The organism is Streptomyces sp. NPDC007808, assembly GCF_042868655.1.
GTDB lineage: Bacteria > Actinomycetota > Actinomycetes > Streptomycetales > Streptomycetaceae > Streptomyces.
In genome coordinates this window covers 1-22,253 of the sequence record NZ_JBIAEQ010000014.1, presented here as the reverse complement: position 1 = coordinate 22,253, position 22,253 = coordinate 1, and the positions used below count along the sequence as shown (strand labels likewise).

General features: G+C 73.4%; 17 protein-coding genes. 4 read left to right on the top strand and 13 right to left on the bottom strand.

Annotated elements, in window-relative coordinates:
- Positions 1-134: 134 nt before the first annotated feature.
- Positions 135-3,413 (top strand): SCO5717 family growth-regulating ATPase, encoded by a 3,279-nt coding sequence (locus ACFYNL_RS38515; RefSeq protein WP_388812592.1) that lies wholly within the window; start codon positions 135-137, stop codon positions 3,411-3,413.
- Between the two features lie 72 nt (positions 3,414-3,485).
- Here ACFYNL_RS38515 and ACFYNL_RS38510 read toward each other — a convergent pair whose 3' ends face one another.
- The 9 genes from ACFYNL_RS38510 to rimP form a co-directional block, all read right to left on the bottom strand.
- The gene (locus ACFYNL_RS38510; protein ID WP_388812589.1) at positions 3,486-4,433 is read right to left on the bottom strand and encodes a bifunctional riboflavin kinase/FAD synthetase; all 948 of its coding nucleotides are present in this window, start codon (positions 4,431-4,433) and stop codon (positions 3,486-3,488) included.
- Positions 4,434-4,579: 146 nt separating this feature from the next.
- Complete coding sequence (locus ACFYNL_RS38505) at positions 4,580-8,284, bottom strand: serine protease (RefSeq protein ID WP_388812587.1); 3,705 nt, start codon at positions 8,282-8,284, stop codon at positions 4,580-4,582.
- 284 nt (positions 8,285-8,568) lie between these two features.
- Entirely contained in the window at positions 8,569-9,474 is a 906-nt protein-coding gene (gene truB, locus ACFYNL_RS38500) for a tRNA pseudouridine(55) synthase TruB (protein ID WP_388812585.1), read from the bottom strand.
- Entirely contained in the window at positions 9,471-9,944 is a 474-nt protein-coding gene (rbfA, locus tag ACFYNL_RS38495) for a 30S ribosome-binding factor RbfA (protein WP_388812583.1), read from the bottom strand. The genes truB and rbfA overlap by 4 nt, the downstream gene beginning before the upstream one ends.
- A gap of 47 nt (positions 9,945-9,991) precedes the next feature.
- Positions 9,992-10,288 (bottom strand): DUF503 family protein, encoded by a 297-nt coding sequence (locus ACFYNL_RS38490; protein WP_019755573.1) that lies wholly within the window; start codon positions 10,286-10,288, stop codon positions 9,992-9,994.
- A 207-nt stretch (positions 10,289-10,495) separates the two neighbouring features.
- Complete coding sequence (gene infB, locus ACFYNL_RS38485; protein WP_388812580.1) at positions 10,496-13,585, bottom strand: translation initiation factor IF-2; 3,090 nt, start codon at positions 13,583-13,585, stop codon at positions 10,496-10,498.
- A gap of 147 nt (positions 13,586-13,732) precedes the next feature.
- The gene (locus ACFYNL_RS38480; RefSeq protein WP_388812578.1) at positions 13,733-14,029 is read right to left on the bottom strand and encodes a YlxR family protein; all 297 of its coding nucleotides are present in this window, start codon (positions 14,027-14,029) and stop codon (positions 13,733-13,735) included.
- 102 nt (positions 14,030-14,131) lie between these two features.
- The gene (gene nusA / locus ACFYNL_RS38475; RefSeq protein ID WP_030958814.1) at positions 14,132-15,118 is read right to left on the bottom strand and encodes a transcription termination factor NusA; all 987 of its coding nucleotides are present in this window, start codon (positions 15,116-15,118) and stop codon (positions 14,132-14,134) included.
- Between the two features lie 2 nt (positions 15,119-15,120).
- Positions 15,121-15,627, bottom strand: a complete 507-nt coding sequence (gene rimP, locus ACFYNL_RS38470) for a ribosome maturation factor RimP (RefSeq protein WP_388812575.1) — start codon at positions 15,625-15,627, stop codon at positions 15,121-15,123.
- A gap of 219 nt (positions 15,628-15,846) precedes the next feature.
- Here rimP and ACFYNL_RS38465 point away from each other — a divergent pair, with 219 nt between their 5' ends.
- The 3 genes from ACFYNL_RS38465 to ACFYNL_RS38455 are packed head-to-tail and all read left to right on the top strand — an operon-like array spanning position 15,847 to position 17,871.
- A complete protein-coding gene (locus ACFYNL_RS38465; protein ID WP_388812572.1) occupies positions 15,847-16,413 on the top strand; it encodes a hypothetical protein in 567 nt (188 codons plus the stop codon).
- Positions 16,410-16,886, top strand: coding sequence for a ferritin-like domain-containing protein (locus ACFYNL_RS38460; protein WP_388812569.1), 477 nt, complete (start codon positions 16,410-16,412; stop codon positions 16,884-16,886). Before ACFYNL_RS38465 ends, ACFYNL_RS38460 begins: the two co-directional genes overlap by 4 nt.
- Positions 16,887-16,935: 49 nt before the next feature.
- A complete protein-coding gene (locus tag ACFYNL_RS38455; protein WP_388812567.1) occupies positions 16,936-17,871 on the top strand; it encodes an aminoglycoside phosphotransferase family protein in 936 nt (311 codons plus the stop codon).
- 259 nt (positions 17,872-18,130) lie between these two features.
- Here the strand turns inward: ACFYNL_RS38455 and ACFYNL_RS38450 are convergent, their stop codons facing one another.
- The 4 genes from ACFYNL_RS38450 to ACFYNL_RS38435 all read right to left on the bottom strand — a co-directional run.
- A complete protein-coding gene (locus ACFYNL_RS38450) occupies positions 18,131-19,834 on the bottom strand; it encodes a proline--tRNA ligase (RefSeq protein ID WP_388812565.1) in 1,704 nt (567 codons plus the stop codon).
- Positions 19,835-19,906: 72 nt separating this feature from the next.
- Positions 19,907-20,473 (bottom strand): GNAT family N-acetyltransferase, encoded by a 567-nt coding sequence (locus ACFYNL_RS38445; protein ID WP_388812563.1) that lies wholly within the window; start codon positions 20,471-20,473, stop codon positions 19,907-19,909.
- Between the two features lie 87 nt (positions 20,474-20,560).
- Complete coding sequence (locus ACFYNL_RS38440; RefSeq protein ID WP_388812560.1) at positions 20,561-21,409, bottom strand: GNAT family N-acetyltransferase; 849 nt, start codon at positions 21,407-21,409, stop codon at positions 20,561-20,563.
- A 433-nt stretch (positions 21,410-21,842) separates the two neighbouring features.
- Positions 21,843-22,253, bottom strand: a 411-nt coding sequence (locus tag ACFYNL_RS38435; RefSeq protein WP_388812557.1) for a flavodoxin-dependent (E)-4-hydroxy-3-methylbut-2-enyl-diphosphate synthase, incomplete at its 5' end; no start/stop codon positions are given.

Sequence of the window (22,253 nt, the reverse complement as noted above, 5' to 3'; positions counted from 1 at the left end):
TTTCCGTCCCGCCATGCGAGTGATTAGGCTTCTGGTGGTGCGGTGACGATCGCAGTCGCGTGGGACTCGCCACTCGGTCCGCCCGGCCGCGACGACGACCAGCTCAGCAGCAGTGGCTGACCAGGAGGCAAGCAGTGAACAGGGATCGGTCCGAGTACAACGGCGGGAGCCCTTCCTCGGACGGGGACGATCACGAGGTGGATCTGACGGGCGAGTTCGAAATCGTCTACACACCTCCCGCCTGGTACGCCCAAGGCACGCAGGGTGGCTCCGCGTCCGGCGCTCAGCAGGACACCGGGCACACGTCACCACCACCGCCGACCGGACCACCGATCGGTACGCCCACCGGGCCCCCGGGCGGCCCCGGCGCGCAGGGTCCCGCACCGGCCCAGCCGCCCGCGCAGGGCGCACCGCAACCGCCCGCGCAGCCCTCGCAGCCGACCCCGGCCCAGGGCACGGCCACGGGCGGCTACGGGTTCCCGCAGCAGCCCGCGCCGGGTCCGGTGCCCGCGGCGGGTGGCTACGGCTACCCCCAGCAGCCGGGCGGCCAGGACACGTCGGGTGGTTTCGGCGCGCCCCAGCCGAACCACGACACGTCCGGCGGCTACGGCTACCCCCAGCAGCCGACCGGCCAGGACACGTCGGGTGGTTTCGGCGCGCCCCAGCCGAACCACGACACGTCCGGCGGCTACGGCTACCCCCAGCAGCCCGCCCAGGGCACGTCGGGCGGCTTTGTCGCGTCCCCGCAGCAGACGCCCGCGCAGCCGCCCACCGCAACACCGCAGCAGCCGCCTGCCACCGCTCCGCAGCAGCCTCCCGCCGTGGCACCGCAGCAACCGCCTGCCACCGCTCCGCAGCAGGCCACCCAGGCCCAACCGCCCGCCGCCGCGCCCGGCTTCCCCGTGCTGCGCCCGGTCGAGGAGGACGCCCAGGCCGCACCGCCCGCACCCGCGCCCGCCCCGACCGCCACCCCGGCGGCCGGCGTTCCGGCGCCGCCCGAGCCGGAACAGCCCGCCCCGGCCCAGCCGGTGGCCGAGCAGCCGGAGGCCGAGCAGCGGGAAGCCGAGCTGCGGGAAGCCGAGCAGCGGGAGGCCGAGCTCAACCACGCCGCCGCCGACGCGGAGGCGGCACGGTTGTTCGGCGGTGCCGACGACGATGAGCCGGAGGAGCGGCGCGACGAGGCGGAGGCGGACGACACCGCCGCGTCCGTGACGGGAGCCGGGGACGAGGGACCGGCGCCGGTCCGGTCCGACGACTCCCCCGCGCCCGACGCCGCGCAGCCCGACGCCGCGCAGCCCGAGGCCGGCACCGCGCCGGCCACGGCGGAGGCGGAGCCGCCGGCGCCGCAGCCGGAACCGGAAGCGGGGGCACAACCCGCGCCGGTCCCCGTACAGCAGCCCGAGGCACAAGGCCAGCCCGCCGCACAGGGCCAGCAGCCGGAGCCCGTCGGCCAGGTTCCCGTCGGCCAAGTGCCCGTCTCGCCCCAGGCCGGCCAGCCGCTGCCCCCGCTGCCCCAGGGTTTCGTGCCCGCGAACCCCGCCCAGGGGGCCCCGCAGCAACCGGACCCGCAGGCCGCTGCCGCCGCAGCCGCCGCGCAGGCCGGCGCATACGGCTACCCCCAGCAGCCGGGCCATCCCGCCCAGCACGACCCCCAGGCCGCAGCCGCCGCAGCCGCCGCGCAGGCCGCCGGATACGGCTACCCCCAGCAGCCGGGCCACCCCGCCCAGCCGCAGCAGCCGCATCCCGGCCACCCCGGCCACCCCGCGCCGCCGCAGGGCTCCTTCGGCCCGGCCCAGCAGCCCGGTCACCCGGCGCAGCAGCAGCCCGGCCACCCCGGGGCGCAGGGCGGTCAGCCCGCTCCGGTCGACCCGCGCCAGGCGGCCGGGCCCGCGCAGCCCCAGCCGCACCCGCAGCAGCCCGCTCCTCCGCAGGCCGCCGGTTACGGCTACCCGCAGCAGCCCCAGCCCGGTTACGGCTATCCGCCCCAGCAGCCGGGCTACGGCTACCCGCAGCCCGCCCAGCCGCAGCCGCCGGCTGCCCAGCAGCCCCCGGCCCAGCCGGAGCAGCAGGCGCCGCACCAGCACCCCCAGCAGCACCCCGTCCAGAACCCGGCCGTCCCGCCCGCCGCGTACGGCAACCAGGGCCAGCCGGGCAACCAGGGCTGGACCGCCCCGCCCGGGCCGCAGGCCGGACCCGGCGCTCCGCAGCAGCAGCAAGCCGCGCCCGGAACCCCGCTCGGCTACAACGCCGCCGTGGAGCTGTCCTCCGACCGGCTGCTGCGCAACCAGCCCAAGGCCCGCAAGAACAACCAGGGCCCGTCCCGCTTCAAGCTCGGCGCCAAGAAGGAGCAGGCGGAGCGGGAGCGCAAGCTCGGTCTGATCCGTACGCCGGTGATGTCCTGCTACCGGATCGCGGTCATCAGCCTCAAGGGCGGCGTCGGCAAGACGACGACGACCATGTCGCTGGGCGCCACGCTCGCCACCGAGCGGCAGGACAAGATCCTGGCGATCGACGCCAACCCGGACGCCGGCACCCTCGGCCGACGGGTGCGGCGCGAGACGGGCGCGACCATCCGTGACCTGGTGCAGGCGATCCCGCAGCTGAACAGCTACATGGACATCCGTCGCTTCACCTCGCAGGCGCCCTCCGGTCTGGAGATCATCGCCAACGACGTGGACCCGGCGGTCTCCACCACGTTCAACGACCAGGACTACCGCAGCGCGCTCGACGTACTGGGCCGGCAGTACCCGATCATCCTCACGGACTCGGGTACGGGGCTGCTCTACAGCGCGATGCGCGGGGTGCTGGACCTCGCCGACCAGCTGATCATCATCTCCACGCCGTCGGTGGACGGTGCGAGCAGCGCCTCGACGACGCTCGACTGGCTGTCGGCGAACGGTTTCGCGGACCTCGTCCAGCGGTCGGTCACGGTGATCTCCGGTGTCCGCGAGACGGGCAAGATGATCAAGGTGGAGGACATCGTCGCGCACTTCGAGACCCGCTGCCGCGGTGTCGTCGTGATCCCGTTCGATGAGCACCTGGCGGCGGGCGCCGAGGTGGACCTCGACATGATGCGGCCCAAGACGCGCGAGGCCTACTTCGACCTCGCCGCCCTCATCGCCGAGGACATCGCCCGCACCCAGCAGGGCTTCGGCAACCCGAACATGCAGTACCAGCAGCACCCGCAGCAGGGGTACGACCAGCACCCCCAGCAGGGCTACCCGGCCCAGCAGCAGCCGCCGCAGCAGCCGTACGCCCAGCCGGGCGGCTCCCCGCAGCCCGGTCAGGGCTGGGGCCAGGCCCCGCAGCAGCCCGCGCCCGGTCAGGGCTGGCAGCAGCAGGCGCCGCCGCACCCGGACCCGCAGCAGCCCCAGCAGCAGGGCGTCGTACCGCCCGGCTGGACGCAGCAGTAGCGCGAGCCCGTACGCAACGAAGGGCGGCCGGTGCCCGCGAGGCACCGGCCGCCCTTCGGCGTCACGGGGTGACTACTCGGCTGCCGCCACCAGTTCGCGGCAGCGCTTCACGTCCTCGGCCATCTGCTCCAGCAGGGCGTCCAACGTCTCGAACTTCGCCTGGCCGCGGACGAAGGCGAGGAAGTCGACGGCGACGTGCAGGCCGTACAGGTCCAGGCCGACCCGGTCGATCGCGTACGCCTCCACCGTGCGCTCGGTGCCGTCGAACTGGGGGTTGGTACCGACGGAGATGGCCGCGGGCATCGCCTCGCCCTGGGCGTGCAGCCAGCCGGCGTAGACGCCGTCGGCGGGGACGGCGGTGTGGGGCAGTGTCTCGACGTTGGCGGTCGGGAAGCCGAGCTCACGCCCCCGCTGGGCGCCACGGACGACCACGCCCTCCACGCGGTGCGGGCGGCCCAGGATCTCGGCGGCGCCGGTGACGTCGCCCTCGGCGACCAGACGGCGGGTCAGGGTCGAGGAGAAGGGTTCGCCGCCGCCCGCCTCGCCGGTCACGTACAGGTCGACGACCTCGACCTCGAAGTCGTAGACCTTGCCCTGTTCGGCGAGGAACTCGACATCGCCCGCCGCACGGTGCCCGAAGCGGAAGTTGGGGCCTTCGACGACGGCCTTGGCGTGCAGCTTGTCGACGAGGACCTTGACGACGAAGTCGGCCGGCGACAGCTTCGAGAACTCGGTGGTGAAGGGCAGGATCAGCACCGCGTCCACGCCCAGTTCGCCCATCAGCTCGGCGCGGCGGTGGTGCGGCGCGAGCAGGGGCGGATGGCTGCCGGGGCGGACGACCTCGCTGGGGTGCGGGTCGAAGGTGACGACGACCGCGGGGACGCCCAGCTCGCGGGCGCGTTCCACGGCATGCCGGATGATCAGCTGGTGTCCGCGGTGGACGCCGTCGTAGGAGCCGATGGTGACGACGCTGCGCCCCCAGTCCTCGGGGATGTCCTCCAAGCCACGCCAGCGCTGCACTGTGCCTGCTCCTTGTCGCAAACTCGTCGAACTCGTGTCCGTCTGTGCCTCAGACGCTCTTACGCAGGTCTAAGGGTGCCATGCCGGGCGCCCCGTGCCCGCATCGGCATGGGGGCTGTGACCGGGTGCACGCACGGACGCGCTGGTCATGCGGGAACTCGTACGCCCGCCAGGTTCTCGATCATCCGGCGCGTGCTCGGGCCGACCACGGCCGCCCACTCCTCGGGGCTCGCGGCGAGCCAGCCGGCGACCCGCCCGGCGAAGCCCGGAACGCGGCGGCCCAGGTCGACCAGGCCCCGGTCGAAGCGGGCGGCGCCGTCCGGGGTGCGGACCAGGAGCAGGCCGGTGTGTCGGACGAGGCCGTGAAGGTCGCCGTCCGCCCGGTCGCCGCCCTGGTGGACCACTGCGCGCAGGAGGGCTTCCAGGACGGCCGGGGCGTGCTCGTGGGCGAGGAGGAAGTCGAGGAGTTCGCCGCGCAGGGGGCGCGAGCCGGGGGCGCCGGGAGCGGCGAGTACGGCGGCGAGGGCGGCCCGCACCTGTTCCGTGCCGCCGTCCAGCAGCCCGGTGACCAGCGGGAACAGTACGGCACGGGCCGCGGGGCCGTGGTCGAGGCGCCGGTCGACGTACGCGGCCACGTCGGCGGCGGTCTCGGGGCGCCGCCCCACCGCCTCCCGGACCAGGGCGGCGACGCGGCGGGCGAGGGCCGGTGTGGTGACGTCGGCGAGGGTGCGCAGCGCCTCACCGGTGTCCGGTCGCTTCAGGCGCTCACGGAACGCTTCCAGGACCGGTTCGGGGTGGGTCGCCAGGGCGGCGACCAGGGCGCTGGGCGGCAGCTGCGGGTCGGCGGCGGTGAAGAGCGCCAGCGCCTGCGGCAGGTGCCGGGTCCGGGTGCGCGGGTCCCGGACGAGGAGGGCGAGGGCGCCGCCGTGGAGGGTGGTGTCGGCGGGGCGGTCGAGCAGGGCCAGGGCGGCGCGGCGCAAGAGTTCCAGGTCGGTCTCGGCGTGGACGTGGGGCGCGGCACGCAGCCCGTAGGTCACCGCCGCGCAGCGCCGCCCGGGTCGTTCGTCGTGTGCCCAGCGCTCGACGGCCCGGCAGACGGCGGACGGCTCCTCCTCGGCAAGTACGGCGAGGAGTTCGTCGGCCTTGCGGTGCGCGCTGTCGACGAGCGTCTCGGTGAGGTCGTCGAGGGCGCGGTGGCGGTGAGTGTAGAGCAGTGCCTGGGCCGCGCGGGCGACGGTCGCGTGCGGGGTGGCGGGCAGGGGGCGGTCGTCGTCGAACCAGCGGGTGAGGTGGGGTTGGACGGCGGCGGGGGTGGTGGCGAGGAGGTGGGCGGCGGCGTCGAGGTAGCGGGCGTCGTGGCCGCCGGTCGAGGGGGGTCCCGGCGCCGGGGGGCCGCCGGGGTGGAAGGGGCCGGTGGTGTACGGCAGGGGGTCGGTGACGGCGTCGGTCGTCGCGCCGTCGGTGCCCTGGGGTGGGCCGTCGGCGCGGACCAGGTCGCGCAGGAGCTCGAAGCGGTCGGTGTCGGAGAGCCGCAGGGCGGTCCAGAAGCCGGGGCCGAAGTCCGGCGGTGCGGGGCGTCCGCGGTGCCGCCAGGCCACGATGTGGTCGACGAGCAGGCGCAGTACGTCCAGGTACGGCGTCGCGTCCGGGACGCGCACCAGGGTCTCGGACAGGAGCCGGGAGGCCCACCAGGAGTCCTCGTCGGCGTCGAGGGCGTACGTCAACTGGTCGAGCTGTTCGGCCAGTCGGGCGCTTCCGTGCTGCCGCGCCAGGTGCAGCAGGGCCTGCACCACGGGGCCGATGCGGTGGTGCGGTACGGGGAGGGGGTGCACGGCGTCGGGGTGGCTGCGGCGGCGGTGCACCAGGGCCTTGAGTGCCTCGTCCAGGTCGAGGTGCATGCCCTGGATCCAGTCGGCGAGTTCCTCGTGGGCGAAGCGGTAGCCGTTGCCGGCCGGCACGACGAGGCCCTCGGTGAGGACCGCGGAGGCCCAGCCGGTGCCGCCGCCGAGCCTCGCGGGGGCGGGGCCCCAGGGGAACACGGCCTCGAACGACTCCCGGTCCAGCTCGCCCTGCCCGGGCCCCAGGCTGCGTCGGGCGGCCTCGTGGACCTGGCCGGAGACCTTGGCGGCGAGGCGGCGTACAGCGCTTCCGCGCAGCCCGTTCTCCGCGGCGAGGCGTACGGCGATGCGCAGGCACATCAGGTCGAGGTGGGCTGAGAGCACGTCGTCGCGGTCGGCCTGCCGGGGCGCCGGGGTGCCGGGGAGGGCGGCGCGCACCTCGGAGAGCAGGCGCAGGGTGAGGGGGTGCCGGGCGTCGGGGGCGGCGAGGGCGCCTTCCGGGATGCCGTACCGGGCGCGGGCCTGCCGTGCCTCGTCGGGGGTGAGGTCACCGAGCCGTACGCAGGCCGGAGACGGCCGGTCGGCCTCCGGCACCGCACACTCACCGGCCCGGTGCAGCGACTCCTCCGGAAAGGCGGCCTCCTCCCAGTACTCGGCCCCGCACGCCACGACCAGCCGTGCCCCGGTCTCCCGCAGCCAACGCGCCGTGTCCTGCGTCCAGTCGGCCAGGCGGTGCGCCAGGAACGGCGGCATCTCCTCAGGACCGTCGAGGAGCAGCAGCAGGGGGCGGCCGGTGGCGTGGGAGAGGTGGGCCAGGCGCTCCGGGGAGGTGTCGCCCAGGTCGGTGGAGCCGGCCGGCACGGAGGCGGCCACGATGCGGGCCGCCCGGCTCAGCGCACGACGCGCGGCGTCGGCCACCGAGGTGTCGTGGTCCTTGAGGTCGGCGCCGCGCAGCCACAGCGTGGGGGCCGGTTCGGGACCGTGGTGGCGGCGCGCGGCCAGGGCGGCGAGTTCGGTGGTACGGCCACTGCCCGGAGCGCCGACCAGGCCCAGGACCGCGGCCCCGCCCCGCAGGAAGGCGTCGAACTCCCTTGCCAACGAGGCGCGTTCGACGGGCGCCGCCGCCCCCGCTCCCCCGCTGTCCGCCCGCCCGGCGCGTCCCGGCGTCTGCGGTGGACCGTCCTGCGCCACCGTCGTGGCCGTCAGTTCGAGGACGCCGGCCATGTTCAGGTCGGCGCCGTACGCCGGCACCGTCGCCGCGTTCCTCGCGAGCAGGTCGGCCAGCGGTCCGTCGGGCGTCGGCCGCAGCGGCACGGCGAGGACGGCGTCACGGTCACCGGACCGCAGGGCCCTGCCGAGCACGCCCACGACCGCGCCTGTCCCGGCGTCCAGCACCGGTCCTCCGGCCGCCCCGGCACCCATCCGCAGGGCATCCCGACCGGCGGTCCCGACCGCCAACTCCGCGGCGCCGTCGAGCAGATGGACCCCGTCCGTCGCCCGGTACGTCGCACAGGCCGCCCCCAGTACCCGTGCCTCCCGCCAGCCACCGGCCGCGATCCGCACATACGCACCGGTCTCGGCCCGGTCCCGCACCGCCACCGGCAGCGGGTCCACGCCCAGTCCCCGCGTGCGTACGAGGGCCAGGCCGCAGGCGGGCAACGCGGTCACCGCGCTCGCGGAGACGGCACAGCTGCGGCCCCCCTCGACAGCGCACAGGACGAGACGGGACAGTCCGTCGACGACCTCATGGCCGGTGACGACCGTGCCGTGGTGGTCGGCCATGAAACCGAGGCCCCGGGGCCGCCCGCCGAGGTCGTGGATCCGGACCAGGGCCCGGTCGCCCGAGGGCGACGACCCGTCCGAGGCGCACCCGGTCCGCGGCTCCTGCCCGGCCGGTGCCCACCGCTCCCCCTCGGCGTCGGACGGCACCCAGGCTCCCTGGGCCGCCCACGCGTCCCCCGCCGCACCCGGCATCCGGCGGCCCCCGCCCGCCCCCGGGCCCCGTTCCGCCATCGTCGAACCTCCACGCCGTACGTCCGCGCGCCCCGCACACTCGCGCGCTGCTGTCGACGGTAGGCGCGAGATGATCAGTGGGACAGATCGCGTGACGAACGCGCCCCCTTCCGCTCCCTCGGTTCACTCCGAGCGCCCGCACGGACGGGTGAACAGGCGGGGGGCGTTGGATACACCCTAGGGGTGGGGGAACCGAGGGGGACCGCGGAGCGACGGGCAGTGGACGACCCCGTGGCCGTCGCTCCGCGGGCGGGCACCCGCACGGGGCACCGGTTGTCGGCGCCTCAGCCGAACACGGCCAGGCTCTTCGCCTTCCCTCTGTGCTGCTCCACGAGCGCCAGGAAGCAGCCCTCGGGGTCGAAGACGGCGACGGGGCCGGCGCCCGCGTACTCGTCGGGCATGTCCAGGCGGACCCCGTTCGTGAGCAGGCGGGCGCGCTTGGCGTCCACGTCCCAGCGCGGGAACGCGGCCGCGGCGGCCTCGGCGATCGGCATCACCGTGAGCTCCTGCTGCAGTTGCTCCAGCGTCCTGGCGGAGTCCAGCTTGTACGGGCCGACGCGGGTGCGGCGCAGCGCCGTGAGGTGGCCGCCGACGCCGAGACCGGCACCGAGGTCGCGGGCCAGGGCGCGGATGTAGGTGCCGGAGGAGCAGACGACGGACACGACCAGGTCGAGGACGGGGGTTCCGTCCTCGGCGACGGCGTCCCGCATGTCGTACACCGCGAAGGAGGAGACGGTGACCGGACGGGCCGGGATCTCGAAGTCCTCGCCCTCGCGCGCCCGCTTGTAGGAGCGGACACCGTCGATCTTGATGGCGCTGACCTTGGACGGCACCTGCATGATGTCGCCGGTCAGCTTGGCGATCCCGGCGTCGACGGCGTCGCGGGTGACCTTCGAGGCGTCGGCCGACCCCGTGATCTCGCCCTCGGCGTCGTCGGTGACGGTGGTCTGGCCCAGCCGGATGGTGCCCAGGTACTCCTTCTCGGTCAGGGCCAGATGACCGAGGAGCTTGGTCGCCTTCTCGACGCCGAGGACGAGCACGCCCGTCGCCATGGGGTCGAGGGTGCCGGCGTGCCCGACGCGGCGGGTGCGCGCGATGCCGCGCATCTTGGCGACCACGTCGTGCGAAGTGAAGCCCGACGGCTTGTCGACGATGACAAGGCCGTCGGGCGTGGTGTGCTTCTGCGTCATTCCGCGGTGTCGCCGTCCGTCTCGACAGTGCTGTCCGGCTCGTCGTCGGAGCCCGGCTTGCGGTACGGGTCGGCCTCACCGGCGTACTTCGCGCCCGCGGACACCTCGCGCACCTTCTCGTCGGACTGGCGCGCCTTGTCGAGAAGGTCCTCGATGGTGCGTGCGGTGTCCGGCAGGGCGTCGGCGACGAAGGTGAGGGTCGGCGTGAACTTCACGCCCGCGGCCGCCCCGACCGCGGACCGGAGGACGCCCTTGGCGCTCTCCAGTCCGGCCGCCGCGGCCGCCCGCTCCTCGTCGTCCCCGTACACCGTGTAGAAGACGGTCGCCTCCCGCAGGTCACCCGTGACCCGGGTGTCCGTGATGGTGACGTGCGAGCCGAGCCGCGGGTCCTTGATCCCGCGCTGCAGCTTCTGGGCCACCACCTCTCGGATGAGGTCCGCCAGCCTTTTCGCCCGCGCGTTGTCGGCCACTGGTCCGTCTCCCGTTCTTTCTTCTTCTCGTTCTTGGCTGTGTGTCGTCAGTCGTCGTGATCACCGTGGAAGCGCCGTCGTACCGACAGCAGTTCCACTTCCGGACGGCCGGCGACCAGCCGTTCGCACCGGTCCAGTACGTCGGTGAGGTGACCGGCGTCGCCGGACACCATGGCGATGCCGATCCCGGCCCGCCGGTAGAGGTCCATGTGGTCCACCTCGGCCGCGCTCACCGCGTACTTGCGCTGGAGCTCGGCGACGATCGGGCGGACGACGGAGCGCTTCTCCTTCAGCGACCGTACGTCGCCGAGGAGGAGGTCGAAGGACAGCGTCCCCACATACATGTGTGTAACCGGTTCACCCGCCGGTACGGGATCGATGGCCCTGCCGACTGTGAGGCAGGAACATCAGAACCGTACAACGAAGGGGCCGGGACGATCGACGGATATTACGCTCCGTGGACCGTCGCGCCCGCCCGCGGTGCCGGTCGGCAAACGCCGTGCCGGCCGACGGGACCGAAAGTCCCGCCGGCCGGCACGAACCGTCGGCTGTTACGCCCGCGGCTTCTCGCGCATCTCGTACGTCGCGATGACGTCGTCGACCTTGATGTCGTTGAAGTTGCCGAGGTTGATACCGCCCTCGAACCCTTCGCGAATCTCGGTGACGTCGTCCTTGAAGCGACGCAGACCCTCGATGTTGAGGTTCTCCGCGACCACCTTGCCGTCGCGGATGAGGCGCGCCTTGGTGTTGCGCTTGACCTCGCCGGAGCGGATGAGAACACCCGCGATGTTGCCCAGCTTGGACGACTTGAAGACCTCGCGGATCTCCGCCGTGCCGAGCTCGACCTCTTCGTACTCCGGCTTGAGCATGCCCTTGAGGGCAGCCTCGATCTCCTCGATCGCCTGGTAGATGACCGAGTAGTACCGGACGTCCACACCCTCGCGCTCGGCCATCTGCTGCGCACGCCCGGCGGCGCGCACGTTGAAGCCGATGACGATGGCGTCGGAGCCCATGGCCAGGTCGATGTCGGACTCCGTGACCGCACCGACGCCGCGGTGCAGGACGCGGATGTCGACCTCTTCGCCGACGTCCAGCTGGAGCAGCGAGGACTCGAGGGCCTCGACCGAACCGGAAGCGTCACCCTTGATGATCAGGTTCAGCTGCTGGACCTCGCCGGCCTTGAGCACCTTGTCCAGGTCCTCCAGCGACACACGGCGCGTGCGCTTCGCGAAGGCCGCGTTGCGCTCGCGCGCCGCACGCTTCTCCGCGATCTGACGGGCCGTACGGTCCTCGTCGACGACGAGGAAGTTGTCGCCCGCGCCCGGGACGTTGGTGAGGCCCAGGACCTGCACCGGAGTCGACGGGCCGGCCTCGGTGACGAGGTTGCCGTTGTCGTCGTGCATGGCGCGCACACGGCCGTAGGCGTCGCCCACGACCATCGTGTCACCGACCCGCAGCGTGCCGCGCTGGACGAGGACCGTCGACACGGCACCGCGGCCGCGGTCGAGACGGGACTCGATCGAGATGCCCTGCGCGTCCTGGTTCGGGTTGGCCCGCAGGTCGAGCGAGGCGTCCGCGGTGAGGACCACGGCCTCCAGCAGGGAGTCGATGTGCAGACCCTGCTTGGCGGAGATGTCGACGAACATGGTGTCGCCGCCGTACTCCTCGGCCACCAGCCCGTACTCGGTGAGCTGACCGCGCACCTTGGTCGGGTCGGCGCCCTCGACGTCGATCTTGTTGACCGCGACGACGATCGGGACCTCGGCCGCCTTGGCGTGGTTGAGCGCCTCGACCGTCTGCGGCATGACGCCGTCGTTGGCCGCGACGACCAGGATCGCGATGTCGGTCGACTTCGCACCACGGGCACGCATGGCGGTGAACGCCTCGTGACCCGGGGTGTCGATGAAGGTGATCTTGCGCTCTTCGTCGTTGACCTCGGTCGCGACCTGGTAGGCACCGATGTGCTGGGTGATGCCGCCGGCCTCGCCCGCGATGACGTTCGTCTTGCGGATGGCGTCGAGCAGTCGGGTCTTACCGTGGTCGACGTGACCCATGACGGTGACGACCGGCGGGCGGACCACCAGGTCCTCCTCGTCGCCCTCGTCCTCGCCGAACTCGATGTCGAAGGACTCGAGCAGCTCGCGGTCCTCCTCCTCCGGGCTGACGATCTGAACCGTGTAGTTCATCTCGTCGGCGAGGAGCTGGAGCGTCTCGTCGGAGACGGACTGGGTCGCGGTGACCATCTCGCCGAGGTTCATCATGACCGCGACGAGGGACGCCGGGTTGGCGTTGATCTTCTCCGCGAAGTCGGTGAGCGACGCACCGCGCGACAGGCGAATGGACTCGCCGTTGCCGCGAGGCAGCATCACGCCGCCGACCGACGGGGCCTGCATGGCCTCGTACTCCTGGCGCCTCTGCCGCTTCGACTTGCGGCCACGACGCGCGGGACCACCGGGACGGCCGAAGGCACCCTGCGTGCCGCCACGGCCACCGGGACCACCGGGACGACCGCCGAAGCCGGGACGGCCACCGCCGCCACCGCCGGGACCACCCGGACGGCCGGCGAAACCGCCGCCACCGCCACCGGGGCCACCGGGACGACCGGCGAAACCGCCGCCACCGCCACCGGGACGACCGGCGAAGCCGCCGCCACCCGGGCGACCGCCGCCACCGGGACGACCGCCGCCACCGGGACCGCGGCCACCGGGGCCACCGCCGCCGGGACGCGGGCCGGCAGCCGGACGCTGCGGCATCATGCCGGGGTTCGGACGCGGACCGCCGGGACCGCCACCGGGACGCGGGCCGCCGCCCTGCGGACGGGGCATGCCGCCCGGCGTGGGACGCGGGCCGCCCGGGGCCTGCGGACGGGGACCGCCCGCGGCGCCCTGGGGACGGGGACCGCCCTGGCCCTGGCCCTGCGGACGCGGAGCGCCGCCGGGAGCGCCGGGGCCACCCGGACGCGGGGCACCGCCCGGACGGGGCGCCTGCGGGCGCGCCATGCCGGTGGAGCCACCAGAGGTGAACGGGTTGTTACCCGGACGCGGACCGGCCGGACGGCCACCGGGACGCGGTGCCTGGCCACCCGGACGCGGAGCGCCGGGACGCTCACCGCGGCCCTGACCGCCCTGTCCGGGACCGCCCGGACGCGGGGCGCCGGGACGCGGCGCCTGGCCACCCGGACGCGGAGCGTTCGGACGCGGGCCGGAGCCCTGTGCCGGGGCGGCGGGAGCCGACGGGGGTGCCGTGAACTCGGGCGTGGTCGGAGCCGGGGACGCCGGGGCGGGCCGCGGCGCGGGCTTCGGGCCCGGGGTCGGACGGGGGCCGGGAGCGGCCGGCGCGGCGGGAGCCGCGGGCTTCTCGGCGGCGGGCGGCTTGGGAGCCGCCGGGCGCGGGGCGGCCGGACGGGCTGCCTGCGCCGGAGAGGGGGCTGCCGGCTTCGCCGGGGCAGCCTTGCGGGCGGGGGCGGACTTGCCGCCTCCGTTGCCCTGCTGGAGGGCGTCCGTCAGTTTGCGGACTACGGGCGCTTCGATGGTCGAAGACGCCGAACGGACGAATTCACCGAGTTCCTGGAGCTTGGCCATGACGACCTTGCTCTCCACACCGAACTCCTTGGCGAGTTCGTATACCCGGACCTTAGCCACTTCGCTCCTTTTAGGTCCGGGTTGCGGCCGGACCGTCGCTACTTCATGGGCGTACTCATCGCGTACTCATCGAGTGCTCATCGCAATCTCGACCTACTTCCGACTCGCGAGGTACCAGGGCCGCACGGGGGTTCCGCACGACGCTTCTTACGGTGTTGCCTGCTCAGCAACTGTTGCCTGCTCGACGTACCGGCGCAACGCCTTTGTGTCGAGCGCTCCCGGGGCGCGCAACGCCCGCGTGAACGCCCGGCGGCGTACCGCCTGGTCGAGACAGACCAGTGCGGGGTGTACGTACGCACCCCGGCCGGGCAGCGTACCGCGAGGATCAGGGACGCACTCGTCCTCGATCGCCACGATGCGCAGCAGATCAGTCTTGGCCGCTCGCTCCCGGCACCCCACACAGGTGCGTTCAGGGCATGCGCGGACGCGTGTCCGGCCAGACACAGTTAAGTCTACCTCCCCGTACCGACCTCACCCCTTTGGGGCAGGATTCGAACAGTTGCCGCGCGATAACCTGACGTGATCTGAGCGTCCCGCGGCCTGGATCTATTCCCCGGCCTGCTCGGTGTCCGGGCGGATGTCGATCCGCCACCCGGTGAGCCGGGCCGCGAGCCGGGCGTTCTGGCCTTCCTTGCCGATCGCCAGGGACAGCTGGTAGTCGGGCACGGTCACCCGCGCGGAGCGGGCCGCCATGTCCACGACCTCCACCTTGGAGACCCGGGCCGGGGAAAGCGCGTTCGCCACCATCTCGGCCGGGTCGTCCGACCAGTCGACGATGTCGATCTTCTCACCGTTCAGCTCGCCCATGACATTGCGCACCCGGCCACCCATGGGGCCGATGCAGGCGCCCTTGGCGTTCAGGCCGCTACGGGTGGAGCGGACGGCGATCTTGGTGCGGTGACCGGCCTCACGCGCGATGGCGGCGATCTCGACGGATCCGTCGGCGATCTCCGGCACCTCCAGGGCGAAGAGCTTCTTCACCAGGTTGGGGTGGGTGCGCGAAAGGGTGACGGACGGGCCGCGGACGCCCTTGGCCACCCGGACGACGTACGAGCGCAGCCGCATGCCGTGGGGGTACGTCTCGCCGGGCACCTGCTCCTGCACCGGAAGGATGGCTTCCAGCTTGCCGATGTCCACGAGGACGTTCTTCGGGTCGCGGCCCTGCTGGACCACTCCGGTGACGATGTCGCCCTCGCGGCCGGCGTACTCGCCGAGCGTCGCGTCGTCCTCGGCGTCGCGCAGCCGCTGCAGGATGACCTGCTTGGCGGTGGTGGCGGCGATACGGCCGAAGCCGGACGGGGTGTCGTCGAACTCGCGGGCCTCCTGGCCCTCCTCCAGGTCCTCGGGGTCCTCCTTCGCCCACACGGTCACATGGCCGGTCTCCCGGTTCAGCTCCACGCGCGCGTGGCGGCGGCTTCCCTCGGTGCGGTGGTAGGCGATGAGGAGGGCCGACTCGATCGCCTCGACCAGCAGGTCGAAGGAGATCTCCTTCTCCCGTACCAAGCCCCGCAGGGCACTCATGTCGATGTCCACGGCTACGCCTCCTCTTCCTTCTCGTCCTTGCTGTCCTTGCGGTTGAACTCGACCTGCACGCGCGCCCGGTCGATCTCCGGGAAGCCGAGCCTGCGCGAGGTGGCCTTGCGGCCCTTCACCCCCGGTACTTCGAGGTCGAGTCCTTCGTCGTCGACCTTCAGGATCCTGGCCACCAGCTCGCCGCCCTCGGCCAGCTGGAACTTCACCAGCCGGTCGACGGCACGCACGTAGTGGCGGTGCTCCGTGAGGAGGCGCTCCGCGCCCGGGGTTCCGACCTCGAGGGTGTACTCGCCCTCGCCCATCGCGTCGCTCTCGTCGAGCTTCGCCGAGAGCACACGGCTCACATCGGCGATCCGGTCCAGGTCGGCACCGGTGTCGGAGTCGACGACGACGCGCAGCACACGCTTGCGTCCGACCGAGTCCACTGCGATCTCTTCGAGATCCAGGCCCTGAGAGCTGACGAGCGGTTCCAGTAGTTCTCGCAGCCTCTCGCTCTGGGTGGTGCTCATCCGGGTGACTCCTCGGCCGCGTGTGCTGTTGTGGGATGGGTCGCTGTCAGGTCAAAGGGTATCGGGTCGCGGGGGGTGTTGCCGTCCACCTGCGTACGAGCGGTGCCGCTGAGTGGTGCCGTCCGGTTGCGCGGGTACGGTGATCACGGGCCTGCGGTCCGCTGATCGCACAGGTGCCTTCGTAACCGCTTTCGAACGAGTTCCCCGAGGACGTCTGCCGTGCCGTACCCCTCGCCGCCGCGCACCCCCTCGGGCGCGCGCAGAAGAACCCTGCTCGCCTCGGCCGCCGGGGCCGTCCTGCTCGTGGGCTGCTCCTCCGGGTCCGGGGACTCGGACGGCCGTACGACCGGCGGCGGTCCGTCGCTCACCGAGCGGGCACGCGCGCGTGCGGCCCGGGACAGCGAGGGGCTGGTCGGGCGGTACGACGCCGTGCTCGCCGCCCACCCGGTGCTGGCAGAGCTGCTGGGGCCGCTGCGGGCGGCCGCGGTACGGCATGTGGAGGCGTTCGGGGGCAGGGCGCCGGGGACTTCGGGAACCTCCGGGCCCGACGACGGCTCTTCCAGGGCGCCGGAGGCCGGGAAGGCGGCACCGTCCGCCTCCGTCCCGCCCGGCGTTCCGCCGAAGGAGAAGGACGCCGTGGCCGAACTCGCCGCGGCCGAGCGGGAGCTGGCGGACCGGCGGTCCAAGGCGCTCCTCGACGTGCCCGGCGAGCTGGCGCGGCTGCTGGCCTCCGTGGCGGCGGCCGGGGCGGCGCACGCGTACCTGCTGACCGAGGGGGCCAAGTGAGCGAGGCGGGCGACGAGACGAGGAAGCGGCGGCTGACCGCCCTGCAGGCGGCGCTCGCCGCCGAGCACGCGGCGGTGTACGGGTACGGCGTCGTCGGCGCCCGGATCGCCGAGGAACGGCGCGGGGACGCCCGGGCGGCGTACGACGCGCACCGGGCGCGGCGGGACGCGCTGGCGCGCGAGGTGCGCGACCTGGGCGCCGATCCGGCCGTCGCGAGCGCTGCCTACGCGCTGCCGTTCCCGGTGCCGGACCCGGCAGCGGCCGTCCGGCTCGCCGCCGAGTTGGAGGACCGGGTCGCCGCGGTGTACTCCGACCTGGTGCGGGCAGCCGAGGGTGGGTTGCGGACCACGGCGGCCGATGCGCTGCGGGAGGCGGCGGTGCGGGCGGTGCGCTGGCGGGGCGAGAGCGTAGCCTTCCCTGGGCTCGCCGAGCGGGCGGGCGCCCCGTCGGCAGCGGCGGCGCCCACGGCGTGACGGGGGCGGAGGACACGTGGGGGCAGGACGGGAAGGGAACGACTCGCGCATGGCTTTCGAACCGCCGCAGCGTCTGGTCAGGGCGCTCGGTGAGACGGCACCGGACGGTGACGACTGGTTGGGGAAGCTGCCGGAGGCGGCCCACCGGGCCGTCGTCTCGCGTGAGTTGACCGTCGAGCGGGTGCAGATGCCGGGCGGTCGCAGCAGCCTCGTGGTACTGGTGCGGCGCGCGGACGGCACCCCGGCGGTGCTCAAGCTGGCCCCGCCCCGGTTCCGGCCGGAGAGTGAACGGGCGGCGCTCGCGCACTGGGGCGGCCTCGGATCCGTCCAGCTGCTCGAACCTCCCCCGCTCTCGACTTCGTCCGAGCGGGAGGGCCCCCCGGTGACCGAGGGCGTGCTGCTGCTGGAGCGGCTGCATCCGGATCTGTCGGTGCGGTCGTTGCCGGAGGCGAAGGCGCTGCTGGAGGCGGCGGGGACGCTGCGGCGGCTGTGGGTGGAGCCTCCGGCCGGGCACGTCTTCGAGACCGTGGCCGAGCGGACCGGGCGGCAGGCCCGGGCGATGCGCACGACCGCGACGGCGCGCACCGAGGTGGCCCCGCTGGTGGACGCCGCGCTCGCGGCCCGCGAGGAGTTGCTGAGCGCACCGCCCGAGCACCGGCTGCTGCACGGCACCTTCCGGCAGAGCAAGGTGCTGGCCGGGGAGCGGATGCCGTGGCTGGCGGTGGGTCCTGACCCGGTGGTCGGTGAGTGCGCCTTCGACCTCGCCCGGCTGGTACGGGACCGGGTGGAGGATCTCATCGCGCAGCCGTCGGGCGCCGCGACGACCCGGCGGCGCGTGAAGCGGCTCGCGGAGTCGCTGGACGTCGATCAGGAGCGGTTGCGGGGCTGGACGCTGTTCCGGGCGGTGGAGTCCGGTGTGCGGGCGCTTCGGGTGGGGCGGCCTAACGACGCCGAGCTGCTGCTGGAGTTCGCCGGGTGGCTCTAGGCGGCGTCCGCGACGACCTGTCGGCCGCCGGGAGGGCGGGCCCCGCGGTGTGGCGGTGCGTGTCTGTCGGCGTGCCGGGCGGATGCCCTCGCACCGGTGGCGGTACGCGGGCTTTCGGCCGCTGCGGCGAGTGGGCGGCTCGCACGCCTTTCAGGCAGTGCGGGGCGTGCGGGCAGGCGGGACTTCGCGGACGCGGTCTGGAAAGGTGAGAGCCGGGAGGCGGTGTGCGCCTCCCGGCTCCTCTTGTGCGGGGCCGCGGCTACGCGGTCAGGCGGGCGATCGCCTCGTCGACCGTCAGCTCCTCGCGCTCGCCCGTCCGGCGGTCCTTGAGCTCGACGACGCCCTCGGCCGCGCGCCGCCCGGCCACCAGGATCTGCGGGACGCCGATCAGCTCGGAGTCGGTGAACTTCACGCCGGGCGAGACGCCGGCGCGGTCGTCGCACAGGACGCGCAGGCCGGCCGCGGACAGCTTCTCGGCGACGTCCAGAGCCAGTTCGGTCTGCAGGGCCTTGCCGGCGGCGACGACGTGCACGTCGGCCGGGGCGACCTCGGCGGGCCAGCACAGGCCCTTGTCGTCGGCGGTCTGCTCGGCGAGAGCGGCGACCGCGCGGGAGACGCCGATGCCGTAGGAGCCCATGGTGACGCGGACCGGCTTGCCGTTCTGGCCGAGGACGTCGAGCTTGAGGGCGTCGGCGTACTTGCGGCCCAGCTGGAAGATGTGGCCGATCTCGATGGCGCGGTCGAGCTTGAGGCCGGTGCCGCACTTCGGGCAGGGGTCGCCGTCCCGCACGACCACGACGTCGACGTACTCGTCGACCTCGAAGTCACGGCCCGCGACGACGTTCTTGGCGTGCGTGTGCTCCTTGTTGGCGCCCGTGATCCAGGAGGTGCCGGGGGCCACGCGCGGGTCGGCGAGGTACTTGACCTTCTCGCCCAGCCCCTGCGGGCCGACGTAGCCGCGGACCAGGTCCGCACGGCCGGCGAAGTCCGCCTCGGTGACCATCTCGACGAGGGCCGGGGCGAAGTGCGCCTCCACCTTGTCCATGTCGACCTCGCGGTCGCCGGGGACGCCGACGGCGACGATCTCGCCGTCGACCTTGACGAGGAGGTTCTTCAGGGTGGCCGACGCCGGGACGCCGAGGGAGGCGGCGAGGGTCTCGATGGTCGGGGTGTCGGGGGTGGGGATCTCCTCGGCCGCCGGGACGGTGGAGCCGTCCACCGGCTTCAGCTCGTACGCGATCGCCTCGGTGTTGGCCGCGAAGTCGCAGTTCGGGCAGTCCGCGAAGGTGTCCTCACCGGCGCCGGCCGGGGCGAGGAACTCCTCCGACTTGGAGCCGCCCATCGCGCCGGCGTTGGCGGCGCAGATGCGGTAGTCCAGGCCGAGGCGCTCGAAGACGCGCTGATAGGCCTGGCGGTGCAGGGCGTAGGACTGGGCCAGGCCCTCGTCCTCGGTGTCGAAGGAGTAGGAGTCCTTCATCAGGAACTCGCGGCCGCGCAGGATGCCGGCGCGCGGGCGGGCCTCGTCACGGTACTTGTGCTGGATCTGGTAGAGGATGACCGGCAGGTCCTTGTAGGAGGACGCCTGGTCCTTCACCAGCAGGGTGAAGATCTCCTCGTGGGTCGGGCCGAGCAGGTAGTCGCCGCCCTTGCGGTCCTTGAGGCGGAACAGCTCCTGGCCGTACTCGTCCCAGCGGCCGGTCGCGTCGTAGGGCTCGCGCGGCAGCAGCGCGGGGAGCAGCACCTCCTGGGCGCCGATCGCGTCCATCTCCTCGCGGACGATGCGCTCCACGTTGGCGAGGACCCGCTTGCCGAGGGGCAGCCAGGACCAGATGCCGGCCGCCGTGCGACGGACGTAGCCCGCGCGGACCAGCAGCTTGTGGCTGAGGACCTCGGCGTCGGCCGGGTCGTCGCGCAGCGTCTTCGCCATCAACTGGGACATGCGCTGGACCGGTGCGTTCGCCATGGTTCTCGTACTCCTGCCGGGTTTGGGTTATGGCAGGAGGTTAGCCGGGTGGCACCGGGCGGTGGAAATCGGTTAACGGCGGCGCAGCGGGAGCGGGGCGCCCATCACGGCGTACGGCTTGGGGGCGCTGGGGAACAGGACCTGGCGGGCCAGGTCCTGGTAGCCGAGGGAGCGGTAGAGGCCACGGGCGGGGCTCTCGATGTCGATCGCCGAGAGGATCGAGCGGGGTTCGGTCGCGCCGTCCGTGATGGTGGTGATGAGGGAGCGGCCGATGCCGCGGTTCTGGTAGCGGGGGTGGACGTGGAGCTCGGTGATGACGAAGGAGTCGTCGAGCCAGTCGTCGCGCGCCTGGGCCCGGAGGTAGGGCTCCACGACGGTGGACCACCAGTGCGTGCGGTCGTTGGGCATGCCGTACACGAACCCGACGAGGCTGCCCGCGGAGGTTGCGCCCAGGGCCCGCGCTCCCGGGTAGGTCATGTGGCGCAGGACGATCTGGCGGCGTACGGCCACTTCGTCGGGGCCCAGGCCGAAGGCGACGGCTTGGACGGCGAGCGCTTCGTCGACGTGGGCGGAGAGGTCCAGGGGGCCGATCACGATGTCGTCGGGGTGGCGGCGGTGTGCGTGACCGGGAAGGCGCATGTGGGGAGCCTACAGGGGGGTTCGCGCCGTGTTCCGGGTGTGGCTCGTCCTCGGTCGCTCGCGCGGGCCCCGCGCCCCCGGGCGGTTTCAGAACAGGATGCTCATGAAGGCGCCGACCTCCTGGAAGCCCACCCTGTGGTACGTCCGCCTCGCCGCCGTGTTGAAGTCGTTGACGTAGAGGCTGACCACCGGGGCCACGTCCGCCAGGGCGTAGCGCAGAACCGCCGCCATTCCGGGGGCCGCGAGGCCCTGGCCGCGGTACTCGGGGGCCACCCAGACCCCCTGGATCTGGCAGGCCCGGTCGGTCGCGGCGCCGATCTCGGCCTTGAAGACGACCTTGCCGTGCTGGTCGAGGCGGGCGAAGGAGCGGCCGGAGCCCACGAGTTCGGCCACCCGGGCCTGGTAGAGGAGGCCCCCGTCACCGGCCAGCGGCGAGACGCCGACCTCCTCGGTGAACATCGCCACGCACGCCGGCATGATCGTCTCCATCTCGTCCTTGCGGATGCGGCGGACGTACGGATCCGGGGTGATGTCGGCGGGCATGCGGTCGGTGACCATGAGGGGCTGGTGGGCGCGGACCTCACGGGCCGGGCCCCAGCCGGGTTCCAGCAGGCGCCACAGCTGGGCGGTGGAGTCGGCGGGCCCGACGATGGAGGAGCAGCGGCGGCCCGCTCGCCGGGCCCGGTCGGCAAAGGCCCGTACCGCTCGCGGGGTCGCGCAGATCGGGACGAGGTTGGCGCCCGCGTAGCACAGGGACGTCAGCATGCCGTCCTCGTACCAGCCCCACATCTCGCCGCCGAGGCGCCACGGGTCGAGGCCGGCGACCTGGACTCGGGACGTCACGAAGGCGTTCGCGACCGGCTCGCGGTCGAGGACGGCGAGCGCGGCGTCCAGGTCACTCGGTTCGAGCACCCGTGAAGTGGTCTGGGTCAACACGTGCGGGGGCCCTCCGGGGGAGCTGCTGGTCTCCGCACTGTACCTGCGGAAGCTGAGGCATGCCGCCCTGCCTCGGCACCGCCTGCTTCGAGGCGCGGTCGGTTGCGGGGCGCCCAGGAACTCGGGAGGACCTGTCGTCCGGCGGCTACAGGTCGACGGTGGTCGATCGCGCAGTTCCCCGCGCCCCTCAGGGCGCCACAGCCACCCGCCACCGACACCCACGCCCCACCCGAAAACTCGGGAAGACCCGTGGCGCGGTGACTGCAGGTCGTACGTGGTCGATCGCGCAGTTCCCCGCGCCCCTCAGGGCGCCACAACCACCCGCCACCGACACCCACGCCCCACCCGAAAACTCGGGAAGACCCGTGGCGCGGTGACTGCAGGTCGTATGCGGTCGATCGCGCAGTTCCCCGCGCCCCTCAGGGCGCCGTTGTCAGCCGGCCACCGCCACCGACGGCTCGCCCGATGCCACGCCGTCCGCCTCCATCTGCTCGGCCAGCTTCATGGCCTCCTCGATGAGGGTCTCGACGATCTTGGACTCGGGGACGGTCTTGATGACCTCGCCCTTGACGAAGATCTGGCCCTTGCCGTTGCCGGAGGCGACGCCGAGGTCGGCCTCGCGGGCCTCGCCGGGGCCGTTGACGACGCAGCCCATGACGGCGACGCGGAGGGGGACCTCCATGCCGGTGAGGCCGGCCGTGACCTCTTCGGCCAGCTTGTAGACGTCGACCTGGGCGCGGCCGCAGGAGGGGCAGGAGACGATCTCCAGGCCGCGCTGCTTGAGGTTCAGGGACTCCAGGATCTGGATGCCGACCTTGACCTCCTCGGCGGGCGGCGCGCTCAG